Source organism: Tardiphaga sp. GW821-FHT12E02, assembly GCF_058807155.1.
In genome coordinates, this window is the sequence record NZ_JBXAQK010000001.1 from 102,422 (window position 1) to 125,560 (window position 23,139).

Below are 23,139 nucleotides of genomic sequence, written 5' to 3' on the forward strand. Positions count from 1 at the left end.
ATGGCGCGCCGCGTTGCATGGCTCGCGCCATGTTGCGGCCTCAGATGGCCGCGATGACGAAAGGAATGCAGATAAAGGGAGCGTTCGAGGCATGCGATTCAGCCGGACCATCCGTTTCGCTTTTGTCGTCGCTGTCAGCCTCTCAGCTATCCCGCCGGGCAATGCCGGCCAGCAGGACATGCTGGCGCTCATGCAGCGCATCACGGCGCTTGCCAAGGAGGGCCGCTATGGCGATGCCATTCCGTTGGCCCGCAAGCTCACCGTCGAGGCCGAAAAGACCGCTGGCCGCCAATCGCCGCTGACGGCCACCACTTATGTCGTGCTCGCGCAGGCCCTGCAGGCGCAAGGCGAACTCACCGAGGCCGAAACCAATCTGCGCAAGGCGCTGGCCATCCGCGAAAAAGCGATGGGCCCGACCCATGCGGAGGTTGCTGCCGTGCTCGGCCCGCTTGGCCAGATCGCCTTTACACGCGACCGCCTGGCGGACGCCGAGCAATATGCGCAACGCGCTGTCGCCATCAATGAGCGCAGCTCCGGCGCCGACAGCACCGCCACCGCATTATCGCGGATGCAGCTCGGCAATATCCGCCATCGCCAGCTGCGCGAGGACGAGGCCTTCGAGATCTTCAGCCGGGCGCTGGCGAGCTTCAAATCTGCCGGTGCGCAAGCCGAAATCATGGTGCCGGTGGCGCTCAACAACATGGCCGAAGTCGCCAAGGCGCAGGGCAAATTGCAGGTCGCCGATGATCAATTCCGCGAAGCCCTGGCGCTGCAGCAGAAGCTGCACGGCCCGGACAATCTCCAGGTCGCCGCGACGCTCAATAATCTCGGCGAACTCCGCCGCATGCAGGAGCGGCTGCCGGAGGCCGAAGACCTCGCCCGCCGCGCACTCGCGATCCGCGAAAAATCCCTCGGCCCCGATCACGCCGATGTCGCCGCCAGCCTCAACAATCTCGCCATCATTTTCACCCGCCAGCGCCGCGCCACCGAGGCCGAAGGTCTGCTGACCCGCGCACTGGCGATCCAGCAGAAATCCTTCGGCCCGGATCACCCCAATGTGGCCATTGCGCTGAACAATCTCGCCGAAGCCAAGTCCAGTGCTGGCCAGAAGAAAGAAGCCGAAGAGCTGTTCCGCCGCTCTCTTGCCATCCGCGAGAAGAGCGCCGGCCGCGACCATGTCGAAACTGCGACAGCCATCGACAATCTCGTCAACCTGCTCACGAACGATAACCGTGCCAATGAGGCCGAACCTTTGGCCCGTCGTTCGCTTGCGATTCGCGAAGCGGCAATCGGCCCGCGCCATCCGCGCGTGGCGGGCAGCCTCAACAATCTCGCCGTGGTGCTCGATACGCTCGGCAATGCCCACGAGGCCGAACCGTTGCTGAAGCGCGCCTTGGAGATCCGCATCGCCGCCCTCGGCGACGGCCACCCCGATGTCGCCAACAGCTACAACAATCTCGGCGCACACTATCTCGATGTCAGGGACTGGCAGCAGGCCAACGACGCCTTCGCCCGCTCGGCAGCGATCCTGATCGCGCGCAACGCCACCGATGCCGGCGATGCGTCACCCGGCAGTGATCTCGGTTTCAAGGACGGCACCAACCCCTTTCCCGGTGCCATCGTCGCCGCCTATCAGCTCGCCGACACCGCGCCGGCTCAGCAGGTCGCCTTGCGGGCACAGGCCTTCGACAACGCACAACGCATCGGCGACGAACAGGCGGCCAAGGCGATTGCCGGCATGTCCGCCCGCGTCGCGGCCGGTGGTGGTGATCTCTCCGCCAAAGTGCGGCAGCGACAGGATCTCGCCGATCAGGCTGTTGCCAACGATCAGCTCTTGATATCAGCGCTCTCGCAGCCGGCGTCCGCTCGCAATCAGCAGACCGAACAAGCCATCCTCACCCGTGCCGCAGCAATCACGAGCCAGATCAAGGATCTCGACCGCACCATCGCCGCGCAATTCCCGGATTACGCGACATTCGTCACCCGCACGCCGATTGCGCTGGCGGATGTGCAGAAGCAACTCGGTCCGAAGGAAGCCCTGCTGCTCTTCACCACCACCGAGCGTTTCACCTTCGTCTGGACGGTGACCAAATCCGATATCCGCTGGCATGCCGCACCGCTCGGCGCAAAGCAGCTCACCGACACCGTGCGCATCCTGCGCTGTGGTCTCGATGACGAAGCCTGGCTCGGCAAGGCCAGCGACTGCACGGACAAATACGGCTTGAAGAAGCCACCGGGCGGCGGCCAGCTGCCGTTCGACAACGAGCGCGCCTATGGCCTCTATCACGCGCTGCTCGAGCCGGTCGCAAAGGAGATCGACGGCAAGGAACTGATCCTGGTGCCATCCGGCCCGCTGGCGACGCTGCCATTCCAGGTGTTGCTCACCGAGCGCCCGCCGAATGGGCCGCAAGCCTTTGCCGATATGCCGTGGCTCGCCAAGCGCTTTGCCAGCACCGTGCTGCCGTCGGTGTCGAGCCTGACATCGCTGCGCCAGGTGGCAAAATCGAGCCGCGCGCAAAAGCCCTATATCGGCATCGGCAATCCCCTCCTCGATGGCGGCGACGCCGAGCGTGCCAGGCTGGCGCGCCAGTTCCAGAGCTGTGCGGCGATCATGGAGGCGCGGCAGGACCAGCTTGCCCAGCGCAAGGTGCAGACCGCCTTCTCCCTCACCGGTGGCACTGCCGATCTCGACCAGCTCAAGCGCCTCGCGCCGCTGCCGGAGACAGCCATAGAGCTTTGCGCCGTGGCCGAGCGCTTCTCGCCGGTGCGCGGCGACGTCTATCTCGCCAGTGCGGCTACCGAGACGAATATCAAATCGCTGAATGCTGGCGGACAGCTCGCGCAATATCGCGTGTTGCATTTCGCCACCCATGGCGCGCTGGCCGGCCAGGTCCGCGGCACCGTCGAGCCCGGCCTGATCATGACGCCGCCGCAACAGACCTCGCGTGATGATGACGGCTATCTGTCATCCTCGGACATTTCCGCCCTGAAGCTCGATGCCGATTGGGTGGTGCTCTCGGCCTGCAACACCGCTGGCGGCGACAAGACCAATAGCGAGGCTTTTTCAGGCCTCACCCGCGCCTTCTTCTATGCGGGCTCGCGCGCGCTGCTGGTCACCCACTGGCCGGTCAATTCGCAGGCTGCGGTTATCATCACCACCGGCACCACCAATGCGCTGGCGACCCAGCGCGATCTCGGCCGTGCCGAGGCATTCCGCCGCTCGCTGGTCAATCTGATCGGCAAAGGCGGCGCCTATGCGCATCCCAGCGTCTGGGCGCCCTTCGTGCTGGTGGGGAATGGCGGGGCTTAGCGCCTTTTCAATTTAAGACGACGCACCTTCTCCACTAACTCTCCCTCATCCTGAGGAGCCGCGCGTTTGCGCGGCGTCTCGAAGGATGGGCGACACACGCCATGGTTCGAGACGCGCGCCAATGGGCGCGCTCCTCACCATGAGGACGGTGGTAGTCTCAATTCAAAACGCTCTAATAATCAGCCACCGGCCCGGCTCTGCTTCTGCATCTCGTCCCGGCGCATCGGCATCGCATCGATACGGCCGAAGATGTCCTGAGCGGCAAGCGGATCGTTGGCGGCGAAAGCAGTGTTGCCGTCCTTGCCGACAAGGAAGACACGGAATTCATTGCCATCGGTCGCGAGCCGCTTGCGCAACTGGCGGGCTTGATGCGCGTCGCCCACCGCTTCCATCAGCACGATATTGCGCTCGAACATGCCGCCCGATGCAGCTTCCAGGTTCCGGCGTTGAACACGCAGCTCGCCATCTTGCGACGATGGCGCGACCAGGACCAGTACACGGCTCTTCCAGCGCAGGCCGGCCAGCGGATCGGCTTTGGCCGGCGTGGCCATGGCCAGTGCGGCACAGGCGCTGACGGTCAGAGCAATAGCAGTACGACCGCCCAAGGCGGTGCGACGAAAAAAACGGTTCATGGCGATGTCCCCTGCCGTCATTGCGGCATCTCCTGCGCCCGCCTCCAAGCATGACGCATTTTCAACCGGCTTACACCGCCTTTGTTTCATTCCCGCGTCAGCACGAAACAAAAGGCCGCATCGACGAAGCCGTTTTCGGTTGCGACGCCAACGCCCGGAAACCCGACATGGTTATCAAGCCATCCAACGACGCAGCGAACATCGCGCAGACCTTAGATGGAGACAGCCATGCGGACCCTCAGCTTCATTCTCGCTTTCGGCTTCGCTTTCGCCGCTCCCGGCGTCAACGCAACGGCGGAAAGCAGCCTGCCCGGCGCCGGCACCTTCACCTATTCGGGCGCGCAACTGGAGACGATCACCACCGTTGCACATCTGACGCTGACACCCCGCGGCAGGCAGCTGCCAACGAATGCGCAGGGCAGTGCGAGCAATGTCGCCCGCGGTTGATCAACACTGACAGGCTGGATCGTCTAGCCGACGTCCCGATGACCACCGGCATCATCGCCAATGTCTTCATCCGACCATTTCCAGCGTCCGCCGCCGGCCCGCTTGGCCGCGTAAAGCGCCCGATCGACCTGTTCGAGCAGGTCCGACGTTGTCGCTTCCGGATGATCCATCGCAGCGGTGACGAGAATGCCGGCGCTGGCACCGACACGGATCGCGATGTCGCCGACCAGATAGGGCATCGACAGCTCCACCACCGCTTCCCGCGCCAAGGACAGCGCCACTTCGCGGCCGAGATCGCCGCCCTGCACCCGCTTCAGCAACATGAATTCGTCGCCGCCAAAGCGGCACGCCATGCCGTCATCGCCCATGCATGCGACCAGCCGCGCGGCGACCTGTCGCAGCAATTCGTCGCCGGCATGGTGGCCATGGCGGTCGTTCACCGGCTTGAAGCCATCGAGATCGATGGCCACGATCGCCACATGGCCGCTGCCATTTTGCAGAGCCGAGACAAAAGCCGAGCGGTTCGGCAGGCCGGTGAGAAAGTCCTGGTTGGCCTGCCGCGCCAGTGCCTGCTTGGCTTCGAGACGCTCGATGAAGGCGGTGCTGAGATGGCGCGACGCCTCGCGCAGCGTCAGCCAGAACAGGAACAGCATGGTGGCGCCGATGGAATAGGACGCCTCCGGCCGCATGAACGCGCCGGTCACGATGGGCCCGAACAGCAAGGCCGCCGTCAGCAGCACGATCCAGGGGCGGATCGCCGCCCGCGACACCATGCCCACGCAAAATGACATCGCCAAGCCGAAAGCGAGCCAGGCTCCCGGCGCGTCGCCGAGTTGCAGCGCCCGGAATGACAACATGCCGAGCGAGGCGCCAAACGCGGCTGCGCCGGCGCCATAGAGCCGCTCCCAGCGCACGACTCCGGCATCCGAGGCATTAGGCCCGCGCGACTTGTAGAGCTGCAGGCTGACGATCCGGCATGCTGCGGTGATGAAGACGAAAAACGAGATGATCGAATAGACGCGATCGCCGCTCATCCAGGCGAGCGCAACGCCGCCGATCACCGACGTCAGGCTGATCGCGGCAACCTGTGGCAATGCCGTATAGAGCAGCTCGACCAGCTCGCGCCGGATCTGCGGACTTGGATGGCGGAAGTTGGAACGGACAAGGCGCTGCATGGCGCCGGAACATGCCACCGGATCCCTAACAACGGGTGCTCAAGGGCGTGAAAGTGACGGGTTACGCACAACAAAAAGGCCAGCCTCGCGGCTGGCCTTGATGGATCGATCGACAGCCGATCCCACCCTGCGCCGTGCGAGCGCAGTGTGTCGGTTGCTCGACTTATGGCTTGTAGCCGCCACCCGGGAGCGGACCGTGATACGGCGTGTTACGGCAATGGCCCCACGGACCGCGCCAGTAGCCGGGAGGGCAGCCGTTGCCGGCAACCGGGGCTTCCTGATAGTAGCCGCCCGGAAGCGGACCGTAATACGGCGTGGTGCGGCAACCGCCCCACGGACCGCGCCAGGCATTGGGGCCGCAGCCGCCGGACACCTGGATCACCTGCGCGTCAACAGCGAGGCTCTGGCCGATCATCGGCGCAGCACTGGCCTGCGTCGAAACGATGAACATGGCGACAAGGCACGCCGCCATGACGTGAAGTAGCTTGGTCATTCTATTCCTCTTTGATTGGAGACAATTATCAGCCCCGACCAATGCACTTCCCGTTTGCGACGGTTGCTACTTGAAAGTGCGTTTGTCTGCGATCTTGCATAGAACCCCATTTTACCTTTGGCAATTGCGATCAGCGTGTTCCGCTGCGCAACTCCATCGGTTAGTTATCTGGCCGTTAAGAAGCAGCGTTCGCGCTGCTCACTGGCGCCGATGCTGCGTCACATGCTCGCATCGCAAGCTTGTTCGTAGCTGATTGCTGAAGAACTTCGTGACAACTGCACGAATCTGGAACCAATCGAATCTGCTGCTACAAAAACGAAACCCGCACTGCTGCTGAAAGATCATCGTGCTTCCCTGGAAACTGATCGACACCACCGACGTGCCCGATGGCAATGTGCCGCTGCGCCTGATGCAGCGTGGCAAGGAGTTCACCATCAAGCTCGGCCAGAACGAGCTGATGAGCAGCCGTCTCTACGGCTCCGAAGAGGCACTGGCGACACTGACCTGTTTTCGCCTCAAGGATACGAAAGCGCCGAAGCTGCTGATCGGCGGCTATGGCATGGGCTTCACGCTGCGTGCGGCACTCAAGGTGCTGGAGCCGAAGGCGAAGGTCACCGTCGTCGAATTGCTGCCCGCCATCGTCGCATGGGCGCGCGGGCCGATGGCCGAGCTCACCGGCGACAGCCTCACGGATCCGCGCGTCAGCATCGTCGAGGGCGATGTGGTCAAGGCGATCTCATCGGCACGGGATAGCTACGATGCGATCCTGCTCGACGTCGATAACGGGCCGGAAGGCCTGACGCGCAAATCCAATGACGCGCTCTATGATCTCTCCGGCCTGCATGCGAGCCTCAACGCGCTGCGCCCCGGCGGCGTCCTTGCGGTGTGGTCGTCATTCCCGCATCCGAAATTCACCACCCTGCTGCGCAAGGCCGGCTTCGCCACCGAAGAGATTCCGATCCGCGCCGCCGGCCCCCGCGGCGGCGCCCGGCACGTGATCTGGCTGGCGACCAAACCGAAGATGGCGCCTGCGAAAGCAGCCAAGCCGACACCTGCGAAACCTGCTGTTGCGAAAGCCAGGGTAGCGAGCAAACCACCGACAAAGCGCAAGCCAACTCCGGCCAAGAAGAAATCCTAAAAGCAAAGAAAGCCCGCGACCTCGGTCGCGGGCTTCTTGATTGAGACCTACAAACTCCGCCCTCATCCTGAGGAGCGCGCTCTTGCGCGCGTCTCGAAGGATGGCAGTACGCTCGGAGCCCAGCCATCTCATGGTTCGAGACGGCGCCAAGAGGCGCCTCCTCACCATGAGGGCCGGAGTTAATCGACCTTGAGATTGGCGGCCTTGACCACCTTCTCCCACTTCTCGGTTTCGGCCGCGATCATCTTGCCGAAGGCTTCCGGCGGCCCGATCAGCGGATCACCGCCGAGATCGATCAGCTTCGCCTTGATCGCCGGTTCAGCCAGCACTTCGTTCACCGCAGCATTCAGCTTGGCGATGATCTCCGGTGGTGTCTTCTTTGGCGCGCCCATGCCGAACAATGCGCTGGCTTCATAGCCCGGCACGGTTTCAGCGACGGTCGGGACGTCCGGCAGCAGCGCCGACTTCTCTGTGGTGGTAACGCCGAGCGCGCGCAGATTGCCCGAGCGGATATGCTGGATGATCGACGGCATATTGTCGAAGATCACCTGCACCTGACCGCCGGTCATGTCGGTGATGGCCAGCGCAGCGCCGCGATAGGGCACGTGCTGCATCTTGGCGCCGGTCATCATCATGAACATCTCGCCCGACAGATGCACCGAGGTGCCGTTGCCCGACGACGCCATGTTCACCTTGCCCGGATTGGCTTTCACATAGGCGATGAATTCGGCGACGTTCTTGGCCGTGATGTCCTTGTTGACGGTCATCACATTGGCGGTGCGGTGGAAGGCAGCGACCGGCGCGATATCACGCACGAAGTTGAAGCTCAGCTTCGAATACAGCGTGGCATTGATGTAGTTGGCCGGATTGACCAGCAGCACGGTGTAGCCATCGGGCTCCGCATTCACCACGGACTCGGTGCCGATATTGTTGCCGGCGCCCGGCTTGTTCTCGATGATGAGTTGCTGGCCCAGCTTTTCCGACAGCCGCTGGCCGATGAGGCGAGCCAGAATGTCGGTAGCGCCGCCGGGCGGATAGCCCACGACGAAGCGGATCGGCTTGTTCGGATAGGTCGACGCCTGCGCCAGAGCGGCGCTGGTGGGCACGAGAGCGGATGAGACGAATGCAGAAAAGCCAAGCGCGATCAGACCGATCGCGGCGCGACGAGAAGCCATGATTTTTATTCCCTCCAGCTGCCGCAACTTGGCGCGCGGTCAGCGTGTGTGTTGAATTGACAACACCCGTCTGTAACAAACAATTCGACTATCGACCAGTGCGGCATTACCTGCGGCGGCCGCGGATATTTGCCTGCGGCGCCGCGCGATGGCACAACATCACGACAAACAAGAAGAACAAGGAAGCCGCGACGCGCATGCCCCGGCGGTTTCCGCAGGAGGACACATGCCCAATCCCGCCCTCGCGCCCGGTTCGATCAGCCCATTCGACGGCATGGATGTGCCCTGGCTGCTGCGCATGCGCGCCGAGACGCGGCGCGATCATCCCTTCATCATCTGGTCACCCTTCGATGCGCCCGCGCGGCCCTGGACCTATGGCGAATTCCACGAGCGGGTCGGCGCTCTGGCCGCCGGCCTCGCGAAGCGCGGCATCAGGCAGGGCGACTACGTCCTGATCCATCTCGACAACTGCGTCGAGCAGCTCCTCTCATGGTTCGCCTGTGTCGAGCTCGGCGCCATCGCCGTCACCACCAACACCCGTTCCTCCGCCGCGGAAATCGAATATTTCGCCGATCATTGCGGCGCCGTCGCCGCCATCACCCAGCCATCCCTTGCCGAACTTGTCGCGGGAAATTGCAAGAACCTGCGCTGGATCGCCGTCACCTCGCACAATGCGGGCGCCCCCGCCGATTCCGGCATCAAGGCCGAGCGCTTTGAGGCGCTGTTCGCCGACAGCGCCGATCGCCCGCGCCGGCCGATCGACCCATGGGCGCATTGCAGCGTGCAATATACGTCCGGCACCACATCGCGCCCGAAAGCCGTGCTGTGGACGCACGCCAATGCGCTGTGGGGCGCCAAGATCAATGCATCGCATCAGGACCTGCATGCGTCCGACACGCATATGACCTATCTGCCGCTGTTCCACACCAATGCACTGGCCTATTCGATGCTGGCGACGCTCTGGGTCGGCGCCTCCATCATCCTGCAGCCGCGTTTTTCGGCCAGCCGGTTCTGGCCCACCGCGCTCGCGCATCGCGCCACCTGGCTCTCCACCATCCCGTTCTGCATGAAGGCGCTGCTGGAGCAGGAGGTGCCGAAGCAGCATCACTTCCGCATGTGGGGCGCGTCGTTCTGCGATCCGCCGGCCTTTGCCAAATTCGGCATCAAGATCATCGGCTGGTGGGGCATGACCGAAACCATCACCCACGGCATCATCGGCGAGGTCGACCAGCCCAACACGCCCATGGCCATCGGCCGCACCGCTGCCGAATACGGCATCCGCATCACCCGCGATGACGGCACGCCCGTCGAGGTCGGCGAGACCGGCAATCTCACCATCCTGGGCACGCCGGGCCTGACGCTGTTCAAGGAGTATCTGCACAACGAGGCTGCCACGAATGACAGCTTCGATTCCAATGGCTTCTTCATCACCGGCGATCGCGTCACGCTGCTGGAGCGCGGCTATATCAAATTCGGCGATCGCGCCAAGGACATGCTCAAGGTCGGCGGCGAGAATGTCGCCGCGTCGGAGATCGAGCAGGTGGTCATCACCGTGCCCGGCGTGCGCGAAGCCGCCGTGGTCGCCAAGAAACATCCGATGCTGGATGAGGTGCCGGTGGTGTTCATCATCCCGCACGCGGGCGTCACGAATTGCCCGCCGGCACTGCATGACAACGTCATGTCCGCCTGCAAGAACGGTCTCGCCGATTTCAAGGTGCCGCGCGAAATCCACTTCGTCGATGACATGCCGCGATCGACCCTGGAGAAGGTGGCAAAGGCGGAGTTGCGGAAATTGCTGACTTAGCCACCGCGCTCCGCTTGTCATCCCCGCGAAAGCGGGAATCCAGCAAACGCAGATTTCGGCGAGCAAACGCAGACAGCAGTCTCTACTGGATCGCCCGGTCAAGCCGGGCGATGACAGAAGGGCTAGATCCCCAGCGCCACCGGGCGAAACGCCTGCAGCAGCTGCTGGTCGATCTTGTCGCCCATCTGCTCCATCATCTCGAATGCCTTGGCGTGGGTGAACGGCATGCGATAGGCGCGCCTCTCGACCAGTGCGGCATGAATATCCACGATGGTCATCAGCCGCACGATGTCGCTGATCTGGTCGCCGGCAAGGCCATCGGGATAGCCGGAGCCATCGAGAAATTCGTGGTGATGCAGCACCACGTCGAGCATTTCGCGCGGGAACGAGCCCTGCGCCGCCAAGGCCTCGAAGCCGAGCCGCGGATGCTTGCGCACTTCCAGCGTCTCTTCTTCCGTCAGCTTGCCGGGCTTGTCGAGAATGGCGACCGGAATGAACGCCTTGCCCACGTCATGCACCAGCGCCGCACGGGTCAACCGGCGCTGGTCCTCGTCGCGCATGCCGAGATGCTGCGCGAAGGCGACGGCGAATCCGGTGACAAACAGGCAATGCCGATAGCTGTGATTGTGATGGCGTCCAACGGCGGCCAGCCATTCGCGCAGTGACGAGCGCTTGATCGCCTTGATGATCAGGCTTTCCGCCTGCATCACATCGCTGAACGACAGCGGCACGCCGGCCGGAATCTTCTCGAAGATCTTGACGATGACCGCATGCGCCGCCTCGACCCCACGATTGAGCGTCTTGCCGCGCGCGGCAAAGTCTTCGTCATGCGGCCCTGGAAATGCCGCGCGAATACGCTGCAGCACGCCGCGCGCATCGAACGGTCGCGCAATGGTGTCGGTGGCGCCGAGCGCCCAGGCCTGCATGGCGCCGTGATGCATGGAATCGGCCAGCACGAACAGCCGCGGCATTGATTCATAATTCTTGTGGCGCAGCCGGTTGCGCACGCGCTGCACGGCCTCGGCCGAACGCAGATTGATATCGACCACGATCCCCGACAGATCGCGCGACGGCGCCTCGGGAATGCGCGTCGTCGGCACGACGTCGACATCCCCGACCGTGGCCAGGATGTGCGCCAGTTCTCGCGACTGGTCATTGCTATCCGATGCCAGCAGCAGGCGGCGACGGGGCGATGAATGGGATGCGACGCTCATTTGTCCTCGTTCACTTGCAGCGTCCGGCTGCACAAGCGGGGACAGGGATACCTCGAAATCCGGTTCCCGAAGCTTAAAACCTAGCGTTAACAATCGGTATCAGGGCGGTTGCGAAGCCTGTTCGCGCCGTTATCGATAGCGATCCGTCAAAGCGATGGATAAAAATTGAGACGATCCGCCTTGCGCGACACACGGATTCGCAGAGACACTGGCATCATGACCCATCGCATCCACCTGGCCGCCATGTCTCTGGCAGCGTTGCCCGCCCTCTGGGTGATGGCGACAACCACACCTGTCACGGCGCAACCATTGGTGCCGGTGGATGCGCCTTTCGCGGCGACGCTGTCCAACACCACGCCCCTTGCCTTCGGCATGCCGGCAGATGCCGCCGCTCACGCGCTCGGCGTGCCGCTGACCTATCTGAAAGGCCGGCCGGGTGATGAGATATTCCTCGCTTATCGCGACATCGGCGGCAGCGGATTGTTCCCGCGCAAGGACCGGCTGTTTCTTCAGTTTCGCAAGGGCCGCCTGACCGGATGGAAAGGCGACTGGGGCCAGAACTGGATGTGGGAGTAACGTATAGCTGTGGTCGTAGGGCGGATGAGGCGAAGCCGTAATCCGCCGGCCGAAGTCATGGTTGAAACTCCGCGGCGGATGACGCTGCGCTCATCCGCCCTACGGCTGCGAACTTCTCACGCCCTCGCCACCCATCCGCGAAACGTCAATGCCGCGTAGAACAACGCCACATCGCTAAACCCTGCCTCGCGTAACAGCGTCTCATCTTCTTGCGGCGACAGCGCAGGCAAATGCTCCTCGAGCGCGGCTGGCATGGCTGCCGCCTGCTTCGCTTCGATACCATTCAACACAGCAAAAGCCGCAAAGCGTGACAGCCAGCGCCGCCCTTGCTCGCCTTTCGGATAGCTATGATGCGCCACCACAAAAGGCGCGCCCGGCTTCAGCCGTCGCCGAACCTCCCGCAATGTCCGCAACCGTTCGTCCCGCGGCAGGAAATGAAGCGTCAGCAGGCATGCCGCACCATCGAATGGCCCGAGCGGCGCTGCGTCGATTGTGCCTTCGACCAATTCAGCGTGCGACTGCAGCGGCCCCAATGTCGAACGGGCCAGATCCAACATTCCAGCCGATGGATCGACGCCGAGCAGTCGCCAGTCCTTTTGCGCCTCGGCAAACAGCTTCAGCTCCAGCCCGCCGCCAGCGCCGAGCACCAGAATATCACCTATGTCCGGCACACGCTCCGCCAGTAGCAACTGCGCCATGCGCTGCAGATCATTGAAGCCCGGCACCTGGCGCTTGGCGCGCTCGGTATAGCCCGCCACCGCCGCGGGATCGTTGAATGTCTGCGTCAGGCTCATGATTCAGCCGAACACAAGAGCCCGATGCGCGGAGGTTCCTGCGGTGACGCCATCGGCCGCTGCCCAGGTCACACTATGCGGCGCCCGCGCGATATCGCCGGCGGCGTAAACGCCAGGCACGGTCGTCATCTTGTCCGCGTCGGTTTTGATCATCGGCCCCATCGGACCATCCTCAATCATCACACCGAGTTGCTCCGCCAGCGGTGACGACAGGCAAGACTCCGGCGCTATATAGAGCGCATCCGCCGCGCTGCGCCGGCCGTCGTCCAGCGCGATCGCCGACAGCGCCGTGCGCTCGCCTTCTAGTCCGATGACTTTCGCCGCCTCCACCCGCACGCCACGGCGCGCCATGGTCTCCGCGCCTTCGGCATCCAGCTCATGCCCGTTGAGATAAAGCGTCACCGGTCCCCATTCCGCGACGATGGACGCCTGATGCACCGACATCGGCGTGCGATACAGCACCCCAAGCTGGCGATCGCTGAATTCGATGCCATGGCAATAGGGACAATGCAGCACCGTCTTGCCCCAGCGCTCCTGAATGCCGGGAATGGACGGCAGCGTGTCACGCAGGCCAAAGGCAAGGATCACTTTTCGCGTGGCCAGCGCTTCGCCATTGCCCAGCACCACCGAGAAGCCATCTGCGGCGACGCGCGCATTGGTGGCTTCGCCCTCGATCATTCGCACGCCGGGATAGGCTAGAACTTGTCGACGCGCCGTGGCGAGAATCTGCTGCGGATCGCTGCCGTCATGACCGAGAAAACCGTGCGAGGCATCCGCAAATCGGTTGCGCGGCTGCCGCGTGTCGATGACGACAACATTGCGACGCGCCCGCGCGAGATAGGTCGCGGCAGCGAGGCCCGCAAAGCCGCCGCCCACGATGATGGCATCAGTCGTCATGTGCTTTCTCCAGCTTGAACTTGTCGCGTTGCCCCTTGAACCGCGCATTGAAATCCGCGCTCAGCATGGCAAGCGTGACTTCACCAAAGCGGCGCAGCAGCAGTTCTTCGGCTTCATCGAAAGCCTTGCCGAGCGCGGCATTCACCGCCTGTTCCACCAGGCAGCCGGGCATGTCCGTGCGATTGCCCATGGCGAGAATGTCCGGCTCACCCAGTGCCTCATAAATGTCGCGCAACGTCACCTTGTTGAGGTCACAGACGACCCGCCAACCGCCGCCATGGCCCTTTTCGGAACTCACCAGCCCCTGCTCGCGCAGACCGGCCATGATCCGCCGGACCACAACAGGATTGGTGCACATGGCCCGCGCCAGGGCTTCGGACGTCTTGGGCGTATCGTCCTCGGCCATGTGCAACAGCACATGGAGGACGCCGGACAGGCGGCTATCTCGTCTCATGTAACTTCATATGATGCGTGATATGGAGGCTGTCAAGCCGTGCGCGTAGGATGGGTTGAGCGCAGCGAAAACCCATCAACCGAACGATGCTGCGAACTCCGCCGATGGGTTTTCGCTCTGGCGCGATGCGCCTGCGCTCAACCCATCCTACGGTTCCTGCATCCCACCCTCGCCAAATCTTGAGTGGACCCGCGCCGCCCCGCGCTTCAAACACACCGCACCCAACCAACAACGAAATGGATAAGCCCGTGGGACAAGACATTACGCTGACCGCATCGGACGGCTTCAAGCTCGGTGCCTATCGCACCCAGCCGGAAGGCAAGCCCAAAGGCGCCGTGGTCGTGATTCAGGAAATTTTTGGCGTGAACAGCCACATCCGCACGATCTGCGATCGCTTCGCCGTGCAGGGCTATGTCGCGATTGCGCCGTCGATCTTCGATCGCGTCGAGCCCAATTTTCAGTCAGGCTATTCAGCCGAGGAAGTCGCCATCGCGCGCAAATTTGTCGCCAATCCGGATTGGGCGGCCTTCCTGCGTGACACCCAGGCGGCGATCGATGCGGTGAAGGATGCCGGCCCGGTCGGCATTATCGGCTTCTGCCTGGGCGGCAGCATCGCCTATGCGGCCGCGACCAAGCTCGACGGCCTGAGCGCCGCCATCGGCTATTACGGCGGCGCCGTGGTACGCTTTGCCGATGACAAACCGAAGGTGCCGGTGCAGCTGCATTTCGGCGAGAACGATCACGGCATTCCGCTCAGCGATGTCGAGACCATCAAGGCCAAGCGGCCAGAGGTCGAGGTGTTCGTCTATGACGGCGCCGAACACGGTTTCAACTGCGACCAGCGGGCGAGCTACAACAAAGCAAGCGCGGATGTCGCGCGCGAGCGAAGCCTGGCGTTCCTGGCGAAGCATTTGAAGTAAGCGGCGCGCTGCACCGCTCCACAACACTCACTGTCATCGCCCGGCTAGACCGGGCGATCCAGTGCACTTGGCCGACACTTCTTCATCGCCAATTCTGCGTTTACTGGACCACCCGCTTTCGCGGATGGTGACAGTTCGTCAGCATTGCGAAAGCGGGCGTTTCACTCCCCCTTCACGCCAGCCGTCTTCGCCACAGTCGCCCAACGTTCGAAATCCCGCTTCAGCGTCTTTTCAAACGACTCCGCACTATCCCCGACCGGCACCAGATTCACCGCCTGCAACCCCGCGGTGCCTTCCGGTGAATTGATGATGCGGCCAAGCTCCGCCGACAGTTTGTCGACGATCGGCTTTGGCGTCCCCGCCGGCACGAACACACCGACCCAGCCTTCCGCCTCGAAGCCGGGATAGCCGAGTTCGGCCATGGTCTGCACATTCGGCAGCTTCGGCTTGCGCTTCTCGCCGCCGACAGCGAGCGGGCGGATCTTGCCCGCTTCGAGCTGCGGACCCGCGGTGGTGAAATCGAGGAATGCCGCGGTGACCTGATTGCCGAGCAGATCGTTGAGCAGCGGCGAGGCGCCGCGATACGGCACATGAGTCATGTCGATGCCGGTATTCTTCTTCAGCAGCTCGCCATAGAGATGCGAGGTGGTGGCATTGCCGAAGGTGCCATACGGATATTTGCCGGGGCTCGCTTTGGCGAGATCGATCAGCTCCTTCACCGTTTTCATCGGCTGCTGGTCGGGCACCACCAGTACGATGGGCGAGATCGCCACCTGCGTCACCGGCGCGAGATCCTTGAACGCATCATAAGGCAGTTTCGACATCAGGCTCGGCGCCTGGATGATCTGCGTGATGGCAATCAGCACGGTGTAACCATCCGGCGTCGCCTTGGCGACGAAGTCGTTGCCGATCACGCCGCCGGCGCCGGGCTTGTTCTCGACGGTGACGGTCTGCTTCCAGGATTCCTGCAGCTTCTGTGCAAGCAGACGTGCGGCCACATCGGTGGCGCCACCCGGCGCGTAGGGGACGACAAAATTGATGCGCTTGTCCGGATAGGATTTTACGGCGTCCTGCGCCTGGGCCGGCAAGGCGGACATCACCAAACTGGTTGCGCCCAGCATCGTCAAGGCAAGCGCGCGTCTGGTCATCGTCGAAGCGATCGTCATCGTTTCCCTCATCCTGAATGTTTTTGGCGCGGACAAGCGTCCGCACATGCGAGTGATCTCGCTCAGGTCTTCATACAGGAAGAAACTTGGTTCGGAACGGTACCTTGCGCGTAAACGCGAACCTGCGCGAAATCATCGCAGCATTTTTGTTGCTGTATGATGTCAGCCATTCCATCCCATAAAAAAATCGCCTGCAGGATGCCCCCTGCAGGCGATTTTGCATGATCATGAATCGGCGCGCGGATCGGCCGAGGCCACTATCCGCGCGACGCGATTGCGACGATCAAAACCAGCGTTCGCCGACCATCACCGTATCGCCGGGATCGACCGCCGTGCCGAGCGGCACTTCGGAGCGATACGATCCTTCCGGGCGATTGTGAGTCAGCATGACCGCATCGCGCTTGGCGCGCGGTGAGAAACCACCGGCGATGGCGACGGCGCTCTCGACGGTCATGTTCGGCACGTAGGGATATTGGCCGGGAGCAGCGACTTCGCCGAGAATGAAGAACGGACGATAGGTCTCGATCTCCACCGCCACCGACGGTTCGCGGATGAATCCATTGCGCAGGCGGCCGGTGATGGCGGCAGCCAGCGACGCCGGCGTCATGCCGCGCGCGGGCACGCGGCCGATCAGCGGCATGGTGATCGCGCCGCCGGCATCGATCGCATAGGAATTGGTGAGGCCTTCCTGCCCGTAAACCACGACGCGCAGCTTGTCGCCGGCATCGAGCTGGTACTGCGCATCATATTTCGAGGAAGGCACGGCATAGGCGACGGGCGGGCCCGAGCGGTTATAAGCGAGCGTGTCGAGAGACGCCGGCGCGGCCACCACGGCGACGGGGCCAGGTCGGCGCATGCAGCCGGTCATGGCGAGGGCCATGGCGGCAACGATCAATGGCAGGCGTAACGCGCGAAGTACGGGCACTGGACTCATCCCTCATAGAGACCATCCGGTTGTGCGCCCTTATGGTTAACATATGGTTGTCAGTACCGCTCAAAGCCACGCAAAAGCCCGTCTCCGAATGGTTCGGAAACGGGCTTTTTATCGGTGTTTATCTGCCCTTTAGGCGCTGACGCCGACGCCGATCGGGCACGACACGCCGGTGCCGCCGAGCCCGCAATAGCCACCCGGATTCTTGGCGAGATATTGCTGGTGATAGTCCTCGGCGAAATAGAATTTGTCGATCGGTGCAATCTCCGTGGTGATCGCACCATAGCCTTTGGCGTCGAGCGCCTTCTGGAAGGTGGCTTCGGATTCCTTCGCCGCCTTCAGCTGCGCATCGGAGAAGGTGTAGATCGCCGAGCGATATTGCGTGCCGATATCGTTGCCCTGCCGCATGCCCTGGGTCGGATCGTGATTTTCCCAGAACGTTTTCAGCAGCTGCTCGTAGGAAATCTTCGTCGGATCGAACACCACCAGCACCACTTCGGTATGGCCGGTCAGTCCCGAGCACGTCTCTTCATAGGTCGGATTCGGCGTGAAGCCGCCGGCATAGCCGACCGCGGTCGTATAGATGCCATTGCCGAGCTCCCAGAACTTGCGCTCCGCGCCCCAGAAGCAGCCAAGCGCAAACACGGCCTGCTCGAGACCGGCGGGGTAAGGCGGCAGCAGCTTGCTGCGGTTAACGTAATGGGTGGTCGCGGTCGGTATCGGCGTAGCGCGGCCGGGCAGAGCGTCGGCGGCGGGAACCATGGCGACGGGTTTGCGCGTGAACAGCATCGGTCGTCTCCTGCGTTTTTCTTCACCCTATATGGGTATCTTCGGGAGAAATGGCAGATCGTTACGCCGCTGAGATGCCGCATAGCTGCCGCAAGGAGGCCGCATCAATTTCGCGAATAACCGATCAAAGGTCGGCGCGGACGGCACAAAAGCATCAGCAAAATGCCGAGGATTCCCATCACAGCCCAGGACGGCTGATCGAGCAGCAATTTCAGGCCGCCGCGCAGCCACGGCGCATCGGCATCGATCATCGCAAGAAAGCTGCGCTGGCTGGCCTGATTGATATCGTTCCAGAATTCGCCGAGTTTGGTCAGCCGCAGCGCCTGATCGGCGATCGAACGAGCACCGTCATAGACCAGGAACACGAAACCCGCGGCCAGCAACAAAAGCCCAATCAGGCGGAAAAAACCGCGGATCATCCGAATCCCCTCATCGCTCGTCCTCTCGGCAATAATGGCTGGAAGCGAGAAATTCAACCGTTACAGCCACTTAACAAGGCGAGACAGCTCATTTGCCGCGCATTGGCGGTTTGAGAAATCGTTGACGCTGCAAAACACGGCCTCTATAAGAAGCGCCAAAGGCGGTGGGCGCGATCCCGCCGCCGCTGTTCTTTGAGCGGCGCGCCTCAAGAGCGAATAGCCGCTCCGGGGATAGCATTTCAGGAACACCCCGGAAACAGATCAGCGTTGGCCGCATCGGGCGGCAAACGTCAATCAGCCCGGCGCCCGGACGGGTCGCTGCTGAAGGATATTTGAGAATGGCCAATACGACCTCCGCCAAGAAGGCGACCCGCAAGATCGCGCGCCGCACCATCGTTAACAAGTCGCGCCGCACCCAGATGCGTTCGGCCCTCCGCACCGTTGAAGACGCTATCAAGACCGGCGACGTCAGCGCAGCGAAGGAAGCGATGAAGGCTGCCGAGCCCGCCTTGATGAAGGCCGCTCAGCAGAACATCGTTCACAAGAACCTGGCCAGCCGTAAGGTTTCGCGCCTGACGCACCAGATCGCGAAGCTCGCTCAGTAAGCGACATCAAGCATATGACTTCGAAAAGCCCGGCCTTCGCGCCGGGCTTTTTGTTTGCGTCACGTCGCGCGCGACATACTTTATGTACGGCGGGCATCACCCATCCGGATGATGAAGCAAGAAATTTGGATGACGCGAAAAGCCTATGAAATCAGGCACCGATGCGTTTCACGACATGTCGCGCGAAAGACACGGCGGGAACGGCAAGCATCGAACCGATGTCAATGCGCAGACTCTGCCTGCGCTGTCGTGATTCTCAAAAAGCAAGCGCGTTGCAATGCCGAAGCCGACGCCACGTGCAAGGTTACCCTGAGTCAGCGCACAGAAAAAATCGCGTCGCGATAATCACTTATCCACATAGCGACAGCGAGCAGTTCGAATCCGCGGATGCCGCCCGTGCTTTCGTAAATGAAATATGAATTTCTTTTTTCGGCTTACCGAATTTGCAACGCCACTGTCACAATGGGATTCAGTGCGCAGATTCAAAATCTTGTCGATATGTTTGAAAAACGAACCAACAAATTAGTCGCTGCAAGTGCGGCTTTCGCGAAGCTGCGAAAAAATGATTCCGTTGCGAGAAACGGGCCGTGCTGTATTTCTAAATCATTCGCAGCGCCCCGCCGTTCTTGAGATCAGAGCGATTTCGGAACGAGGGCGAGCCTGAAGATCAGCGACGGTTTCCAGGTTTGGCGATGCTTTCCAAGTCTCAAGCGAGTTGCAACTCATAGCAATATGAGAGCGGTCGTTCTGTGTCGAAATTTCTCGAGCATCCATGATGGATGCTTTGAAAGAGATACGAAGCAGAGATCGTGCACTGGCAAGACAAGGGGATCGTCCTGTGAAGAGGCGGGCTGAAAGACAATGCGACCCTGAACGCTTTGCCGCGTTGAGCGTTGCGCACTGACTTTGGACCATATTCGAAACTGACACCTTGCCGCGATGACCGCGGCGAGCGGGGGAGCTTCTATGCGCAAATCCATGATCACACGGCATTCTTCTTTGCGATCAGCGTCCGGCTCCAAGACTTTGGTAAAGTCCTCGGTTTCCATCTCCACCCGCCCCCCTTCGTGCGTTCCTGACAGAGCACTCAGTACGCACTGACCTCACCCGGCCCTTCTTCGACAGAGCTGATCCGCTCGCGGCGTGAACGCCGAACGGCGGAGCTTTGTCCGAAAGCAGCCACACGAGGTCACCGCGCGCTTGGCGCGCATGCTCATGGGCGCTTGCGCTCGACCAACACATTTGAATTGAGAAGCTGAAACGATGTCGAACATGGAACAGGATCACTGGACTCGCGTGAAGGGCCGTCTGCGATCGAGCGTTGGCGAGGATGTTTTCTCGAGCTGGTTCGCCCGTATGGATCTGGAAGCCGTGCAGGACGAGTCCGTGCACCTCTCCGTGCCAACCCGCTTCCTGAAGAGCTGGATCCAGGCCCATTATGCCGAGCGCGTGCTCGATGCATGGCGCGCCGAAATGCCGAAGGTGTCGCGCGTCGATCTCACCGTGCGTTCAGCTATGCGCAATGTCGCCCCGGCCAAGGAAGTCGCGGCGCAGGCCGAGCCGCGCCGTGCTGAATCCGTCGGCAATCGTCCTGCTGCAGACATCCGCAGCAACGCAACCGCGCCCGTGTCCGCCAGTCATGAAGCGCTCGGCGGCTCGCCCCTCGATCCGCGCCTGACCTTTGCGAGCTTCGTGCTCGGCCGCGCAAACACGCTGGCCCATGCTGCCGCGCGTCAGGTCGCCGAAGGGCGCCGCGGCGACCCGGTGATGTTCAACCCGCTCTATATTCATGCCGGTGTCGGCTTGGGCAAAACGCATCTGCTGCAGGCCGTGACCTGGGCCGGCAATTCGAATCCCGAGCGCAAGGTGCTGTACCTCACCGCCGAGAAATTCATGTACGGCTTCGTTGCCGCATTGAAGACGCAGACAGCACTCGCCTTCAAGGAAGCGCTGCGCGGCATCGACGTGCTCGTCATCGACGATCTCCAGTTCCTGCAGGGCAAGACCACCCAGGCCGAATTCTGCCATACGCTCAATGCGCTGATCGATGCTGGTCGTCAGGTGGTGATCGCCGCCGACCGTCCGCCGTCGGATCTCGAAAGCCTCGACGAACGCGTCCGGTCGCGCCTTGCCGGCGGCCTCGTCGTCGAAATGGGGACGCTTGGCGAAGAGCTGCGCCTCGGCATTCTGAAATCGCGCGTCGCCGCGGCTCGCGCGCATCACGCCTCGTTCGACGTGCCGGAGCCGGTGCTCGACTATCTCGCCCGCACCATCACCCATAACGGTCGCGATCTTGAAGGCGCGATCAATCGCCTGCTCGCCCATTCGAAGCTGAACGCCACCGCGGTGACGCTGGAAATGGCCGAACGCGAAGTGCGCGATCTCATTCGCCCGATGGAGCCGAAGCGCATCAAGATCGAGGACATCCAGCGTGTGGTGGCCCGGCAATACAACGTCAGCCGCTCGGATCTTTTATCCTCACGACGGACCGCCAATGTGGTGCGCCCGCGCCAGGTGGCGATGTATCTGGCCAAGACACTGACCTTGCGCTCGCTGCCGGAAATCGGTCGGCGTTTTGGCGGCCGTGACCACACCACGGTTCTCCATGCCGTGCGCAAGATCGAAGCGCTGGTCGGCAAGGACACGGCCCTGCAGGACGAGGTCGACAGCCTGAAGCGCCAGTTGGCGGAATAAGCCCAACCGCCCCATGCACTCTCCGCCCGGCCACGTGCCGGGCATCCTCGGCTTGAGCCCAGACCAAGACATGACTCAGGCTTCGGAATTTTGAGATGACGAGGAGCGTGCGGGAAATCACGACAGGCCTGTGACCATAAACGTGGGAGCTGCACAGCAATTCATCGCCAAATCTCTTGCACTTCCCGCGCTTTACCGTCACCTTGCGGTCCCCGCGGCGCTGTTCAGGCTGCCCGGAATTCCCATCGTTAATCGGGCGGATTTGTTATGAAGGTCACGGTCGAACGCGCGCAGCTCCTCAAGTCGCTCAGCCACGTGCATCGCGTGGTCGAGCGCCGGAACACGATTCCGATCCTCGGTAACGTGCTGATCCGCGCCGAAAATGCCCAGCTCTCGTTGAAAGCCACCGACCTCGATCTCGAAGTGACCGAGACGCTGGCAGCGGAAACCGGCACCCCCGGTTCCACCACCGTGCCAGCGCATATGTTCTACGACATCGTCCGCAAGCTGCCGGACGGTTCGCAGATCGTGCTGGAGAGCGATGGCGACCGCTCGGTCATGGCGATCCGCGCCGGGCGCTCGCGCTTCACGCTGCAGACGCTGCCGGAGAATGATTTCCCGGATCTCGCCGCGGGCGAAATGACGCATTCGTTCTCGCTTCCGGCCGCAGACATCAAGCGCCTGATTGATCGTACGCAATTCGCGATCTCGACCGAAGAGACCCGCTACTATCTCAACGGCATTTATCTGCATGCCGCTGGCACGGCTGCAGCCGCGACCCTGCGTGGCGTCGCCACCGACGGCCATCGCCTGGCGCAGATCGACCTCAAGCAGCCGAAAGGCGCCGAGGGCATGCCGGGCGTGATCGTACCGCGCAAGACCGTGGGCGAAGTCCAGCGCCTGATCGAGGATACCGAAGCCGAGATCACCGTCGAACTGTCGCAGGGCAAGATCCGCTTCACCCTCGGCAATGTGGTGCTGACCTCGAAACTGATCGATGGCACCTTCCCCGATTATGGCCGCGTGATCCCGCAGAACAACGACAAGGAACTGATCATCGACAAGAAGGATTTCGAGAATGCGGTGGACCGCGTCTCGACGATCTCCAGCGAACGCGGCCGTGCCGTGAAGCTAGCTTTGTCGGCCGGCAAGCTGGTGCTCTCGGTGACCAATCCGGACTCGGGGAGCGCGACGGAAGAGCTCGAGGTCGAATATGCCTCGGACGCGCTCGATATCGGCTTCAACTCGCGCTACCTGCTGGATATTGCCGCGCAGATTGAAGGCGAAGTGGCCGTGCTGCGGCTCGCGGATCCGGGCTCGCCGACGCTGGTACAGGACAAGGACAACAAGGGCGCGCTTTATGTGCTGATGCCGATGCGGGTGTAAGGCACTTCTGTTCGCGCTCTCGCTCATTCAATTGCGTCATGGCCGGGCCATAACACGAAGCGTTGCTTCGCTGGATGTCCCGGCCATCCACGTCTTTGGAGCCTCTTGGTAAAGGCGTGG

21 protein-coding genes and 1 pseudogene are annotated in these 23,139 nt (G+C 62.3%); 9 read left to right on the top strand and 13 right to left on the bottom strand.

Features of this window, described 5'->3' with window-relative positions:
• Window positions 1–91 precede the first annotated feature (91 nt).
• On the top strand, window positions 92–3,310 hold the full coding sequence (locus AC1RQ5_RS00505) for a CHAT domain-containing tetratricopeptide repeat protein (protein WP_493196679.1): 3,219 nt from the start codon (window positions 92–94) through the stop codon (window positions 3,308–3,310).
• A gap of 179 nt (window positions 3,311–3,489) precedes the next feature.
• Here AC1RQ5_RS00505 and AC1RQ5_RS00510 read toward each other — a convergent pair whose 3' ends face one another.
• Window positions 3,490–3,990: a DUF4174 domain-containing protein gene (locus AC1RQ5_RS00510; protein WP_493196680.1), complete on the bottom strand. Its 501-nt coding sequence runs from the start codon at window positions 3,988–3,990 to the stop codon at window positions 3,490–3,492.
• 180 nt (window positions 3,991–4,170) lie between these two features.
• On the opposite strand from AC1RQ5_RS00510, the gene AC1RQ5_RS00515 reads away from it, so the two are divergent.
• Complete coding sequence (locus tag AC1RQ5_RS00515) at window positions 4,171–4,389, top strand: hypothetical protein (RefSeq protein WP_493196681.1); 219 nt, start codon at window positions 4,171–4,173, stop codon at window positions 4,387–4,389.
• 23 nt (window positions 4,390–4,412) lie between these two features.
• Here the strand turns inward: AC1RQ5_RS00515 and AC1RQ5_RS00520 are convergent, their stop codons facing one another.
• Both AC1RQ5_RS00520 and AC1RQ5_RS00525 read right to left on the bottom strand, forming a co-directional pair.
• Window positions 4,413–5,564: a diguanylate cyclase domain-containing protein gene (locus tag AC1RQ5_RS00520; RefSeq protein WP_493196682.1), complete on the bottom strand. Its 1,152-nt coding sequence runs from the start codon at window positions 5,562–5,564 to the stop codon at window positions 4,413–4,415.
• A gap of 163 nt (window positions 5,565–5,727) precedes the next feature.
• Window positions 5,728–6,057: a GCG_CRPN prefix-to-repeats domain-containing protein gene (locus AC1RQ5_RS00525; protein ID WP_493196683.1), complete on the bottom strand. Its 330-nt coding sequence runs from the start codon at window positions 6,055–6,057 to the stop codon at window positions 5,728–5,730.
• Window positions 6,058–6,403: 346 nt separating this feature from the next.
• On the opposite strand from AC1RQ5_RS00525, the pseudogene AC1RQ5_RS00530 reads away from it, so the two are divergent.
• Window positions 6,404–7,075, top strand: a pseudogene (locus AC1RQ5_RS00530) (spermidine synthase); the annotation flags it as partial.
• Window positions 7,076–7,374: 299 nt separating this feature from the next.
• Here the strand turns inward: AC1RQ5_RS00530 and AC1RQ5_RS00535 are convergent.
• Window positions 7,375–8,370, bottom strand: a complete 996-nt coding sequence (locus AC1RQ5_RS00535) for a Bug family tripartite tricarboxylate transporter substrate binding protein (protein ID WP_398476269.1) — start codon at window positions 8,368–8,370, stop codon at window positions 7,375–7,377.
• A gap of 226 nt (window positions 8,371–8,596) precedes the next feature.
• Between AC1RQ5_RS00535 and AC1RQ5_RS00540 the strand changes: the two genes are divergently transcribed.
• The gene (locus AC1RQ5_RS00540) at window positions 8,597–10,174 is read left to right on the top strand and encodes an AMP-binding protein (RefSeq protein WP_493196684.1); all 1,578 of its coding nucleotides are present in this window, start codon (window positions 8,597–8,599) and stop codon (window positions 10,172–10,174) included.
• Window positions 10,175–10,296: 122 nt separating this feature from the next.
• On the opposite strand, the gene AC1RQ5_RS00545 is transcribed toward AC1RQ5_RS00540, so the two are convergent.
• Window positions 10,297–11,388: an HD-GYP domain-containing protein gene (locus AC1RQ5_RS00545; RefSeq protein ID WP_398476273.1), complete on the bottom strand. Its 1,092-nt coding sequence runs from the start codon at window positions 11,386–11,388 to the stop codon at window positions 10,297–10,299.
• Between the two features lie 216 nt (window positions 11,389–11,604).
• Between AC1RQ5_RS00545 and AC1RQ5_RS00550 the strand changes: the two genes are divergently transcribed.
• Window positions 11,605–11,964, top strand: coding sequence for a hypothetical protein (locus tag AC1RQ5_RS00550; RefSeq protein WP_398476275.1), 360 nt, complete (start codon window positions 11,605–11,607; stop codon window positions 11,962–11,964).
• A gap of 116 nt (window positions 11,965–12,080) precedes the next feature.
• On the opposite strand, the gene AC1RQ5_RS00555 is transcribed toward AC1RQ5_RS00550, so the two are convergent.
• Genes AC1RQ5_RS00555 through AC1RQ5_RS00565 form a run of 3 tightly spaced genes read right to left on the bottom strand, consistent with a single transcriptional unit; the run spans window position 12,081 to window position 14,109 of the window.
• A complete protein-coding gene (locus tag AC1RQ5_RS00555; RefSeq protein WP_493196685.1) occupies window positions 12,081–12,758 on the bottom strand; it encodes a class I SAM-dependent methyltransferase in 678 nt (225 codons plus the stop codon).
• A 3-nt stretch (window positions 12,759–12,761) separates the two neighbouring features.
• Window positions 12,762–13,655, bottom strand: a complete 894-nt coding sequence (locus AC1RQ5_RS00560) for an NAD(P)/FAD-dependent oxidoreductase (protein WP_493196686.1) — start codon at window positions 13,653–13,655, stop codon at window positions 12,762–12,764.
• A complete protein-coding gene (locus AC1RQ5_RS00565; protein ID WP_493196687.1) occupies window positions 13,645–14,109 on the bottom strand; it encodes an Rrf2 family transcriptional regulator in 465 nt (154 codons plus the stop codon). Before AC1RQ5_RS00565 ends, AC1RQ5_RS00560 begins: the two co-directional genes overlap by 11 nt.
• Window positions 14,110–14,357: 248 nt before the next feature.
• On the opposite strand from AC1RQ5_RS00565, the gene AC1RQ5_RS00570 reads away from it, so the two are divergent.
• Window positions 14,358–15,029 (top strand): dienelactone hydrolase family protein, encoded by a 672-nt coding sequence (locus tag AC1RQ5_RS00570; RefSeq protein ID WP_398476283.1) that lies wholly within the window; start codon window positions 14,358–14,360, stop codon window positions 15,027–15,029.
• Window positions 15,030–15,190: 161 nt separating this feature from the next.
• Here AC1RQ5_RS00570 and AC1RQ5_RS00575 read toward each other — a convergent pair whose 3' ends face one another.
• The 5 genes from AC1RQ5_RS00575 to AC1RQ5_RS00595 form a co-directional block, all read right to left on the bottom strand.
• A complete protein-coding gene (locus AC1RQ5_RS00575; protein WP_398476285.1) occupies window positions 15,191–16,195 on the bottom strand; it encodes a Bug family tripartite tricarboxylate transporter substrate binding protein in 1,005 nt (334 codons plus the stop codon).
• 283 nt (window positions 16,196–16,478) lie between these two features.
• A complete protein-coding gene (locus tag AC1RQ5_RS00580) occupies window positions 16,479–17,129 on the bottom strand; it encodes a polysaccharide biosynthesis/export family protein (protein WP_398476287.1) in 651 nt (216 codons plus the stop codon).
• Window positions 17,130–17,258: 129 nt separating this feature from the next.
• A complete protein-coding gene (gene msrA, locus AC1RQ5_RS00585; protein ID WP_398476289.1) occupies window positions 17,259–17,915 on the bottom strand; it encodes a peptide-methionine (S)-S-oxide reductase MsrA in 657 nt (218 codons plus the stop codon).
• Window positions 17,916–18,019: 104 nt separating this feature from the next.
• Entirely contained in the window at window positions 18,020–18,334 is a 315-nt protein-coding gene (locus tag AC1RQ5_RS00590) for a hypothetical protein (protein WP_398476291.1), read from the bottom strand.
• 88 nt (window positions 18,335–18,422) lie between these two features.
• Window positions 18,423–18,680: a hypothetical protein gene (locus AC1RQ5_RS00595; protein ID WP_398476293.1), complete on the bottom strand. Its 258-nt coding sequence runs from the start codon at window positions 18,678–18,680 to the stop codon at window positions 18,423–18,425.
• Here AC1RQ5_RS00595 and rpsT point away from each other — a divergent pair.
• The 3 genes from rpsT (at window position 18,673) to dnaN (ending at window position 23,019) form a co-directional block, all read left to right on the top strand.
• Window positions 18,673–18,939, top strand: coding sequence for a 30S ribosomal protein S20 (gene rpsT / locus AC1RQ5_RS00600; protein ID WP_398476295.1), 267 nt, complete (start codon window positions 18,673–18,675; stop codon window positions 18,937–18,939). The genes AC1RQ5_RS00595 and rpsT overlap by 8 nt on opposite strands.
• A gap of 1,263 nt (window positions 18,940–20,202) precedes the next feature.
• Window positions 20,203–21,633, top strand: a complete 1,431-nt coding sequence (gene dnaA, locus AC1RQ5_RS00605; protein WP_398476297.1) for a chromosomal replication initiator protein DnaA — start codon at window positions 20,203–20,205, stop codon at window positions 21,631–21,633.
• A 267-nt stretch (window positions 21,634–21,900) separates the two neighbouring features.
• Entirely contained in the window at window positions 21,901–23,019 is a 1,119-nt protein-coding gene (gene dnaN, locus AC1RQ5_RS00610; protein ID WP_398476300.1) for a DNA polymerase III subunit beta, read from the top strand.
• Window positions 23,020–23,139 lie beyond the last annotated feature (120 nt).